The 1,722-nt window shown below is 67.7% G+C and carries 1 protein-coding gene; it reads left to right on the top strand.

All coding sequences use genetic code 11. The features are described from left to right. The first annotated feature begins 199 nt into the window (after positions 1-199). Positions 200-1,693 (top strand): ISL3 family transposase, encoded by a 1,494-nt coding sequence (locus V6U89_RS30040; protein WP_442934003.1) that lies wholly within the window; start codon positions 200-202, stop codon positions 1,691-1,693. Positions 1,694-1,722 lie beyond the last annotated feature (29 nt).

Genomic DNA, 1,722 nt, shown 5'->3' on the forward strand with positions numbered 1-1,722 from the left:
CGATCGCGGCGTAGAACGGCCGGTTGGCGACCTGCCCGTCGCGGACCTTGGCTCTGTCGCCGATCTTGTGATGTGGACGGTTCCGTCGCCCGCTCGGCGCTTTCGTTGATCATGTTCGGCGTGTTCGCTTGTGGAGCGGTTGCTGCCGCATCTGTCGGGTCTGTCGATCGAGGTTGTTGAGCAGCGTGACGGCGTGGTGGTGCTGTCAGGTCGGGTCCGGGCGGCGACCGCGCGGTGCGGACGGTGTCGGCAGCCGTCGAGCAGGGTGCATGGGCGTTATCAGCGCCGCTTACGCGATGTCGCGATAGCCGGGACTGCGTTGCTGCTGCAGGTGCAGATCCGGCGGTTTCGCTGCGACAACGCCAGCTGCGCGGCAAGGACCTTCGCCGAACAGGTCGACGGGCTGACCGCTCCGCACGCGCGGTTGACGCCGGGGCTGCGCGACCTGCTCACGCAGATCGGCCTGGCGCTCGCCGGCCGGGCCGGTTCCCGGCTGGCATCGGTCATCGGGGCCACCGCAGGTCGCGACACGTTGCTGCGGCTGGTCAAAGCATTACCTGACCCGCCGAGGACGCCGATTACGGTCGTCGGCGTCGATGATTTCGCGTTCCGGCGGGGACGTCATTACGGCACGGTGCTGATCGATATGACCAGCCACCGCCCGGTTGACATGTTCGACGGCCGCGACGGCGACAGCCTCGCCGCGTGGCTGCGGCAACATCCCGAAATCCAGGTGATCTGCCGCGACCGCGCCGGCGGCTATGGCGAAGGCGCCCGCTGCGGCGCCCCGGATGCGGTGCAGGTCGCGGACCGGTTCCACCTCTGGCAGAACCTGGGGCAAGCGGTCGAAAAGACCGTCAATGCCTATCGATCCCGGCTCGTCGCGCCGGCACCGCCACCAGCCGACGACGCCATGCCCGCCGAGGTGCAGCCGCTACCCGAGAAGAAGATCGTGACCCGCCTTCGTGAACACCACACCGCCGTTCACCAACTGGCTGCCCAGGGACTGAACAAGTCGGCGATCGGCCGCAAGCTCGGCCTGCACCAGGCCACGGTCCGCAAATACTTGAACGCCGCCAGCGTCGCCGAGCTGACCGCCGTCACCGAGCAACGCGCGCACCTGGTCGACGACTACGTCGCCCACCTGCACCAGCGCTGGAACGACGGAGAACGCAACGCCACCCAACTGTTCCGCGAGATCAAACAGCAGGGCTACCCCGGCGGGGAACTCGCCGTCCAGCGATACCTACGCCGCTTCCGCAAAGGCCTCGGCCACGCCCCGCACCCCGGCCCGAAACCACCATCCGTGCGCCAGATCACCTCATGGATCATGACTCACCCCGACCACCTCGACCCCCGCGACACGATCAAGCTACGCGACGTTCGCAGCCGCGACCGAGACCTGAACCGGCTGGTCAAACACGTGCGAGCCTTCGCGATCATGATGACCGGCCGCCACGGCGACCGCCTCGAAGAATGGATCACCGCCGTCGAACACGACACCCTCACGCCCCTGACCGGGTTCGCCCGCAACCTACGCCGCGACCTCGACGCCGTCCGCAACGGCCTGACCCTGCCGCACAACTCCGGCCCCGTCGAAGGCAACATCAACCGCCTCAAGATGATCAAACGGCAGATGTTCGGCCGCGCCGGCCTCGACCTACTCCGCAAACGCGTCCTGCTCGCACACTGACCCCTTCACACAACGAGCGACAGAGCCCG

The organism is Micromonospora sp. CPCC 206171 (genome assembly GCF_036906755.1).
Classification (GTDB): Bacteria; Actinomycetota; Actinomycetes; order Mycobacteriales; family Micromonosporaceae; genus Micromonospora; species Micromonospora purpureochromogenes.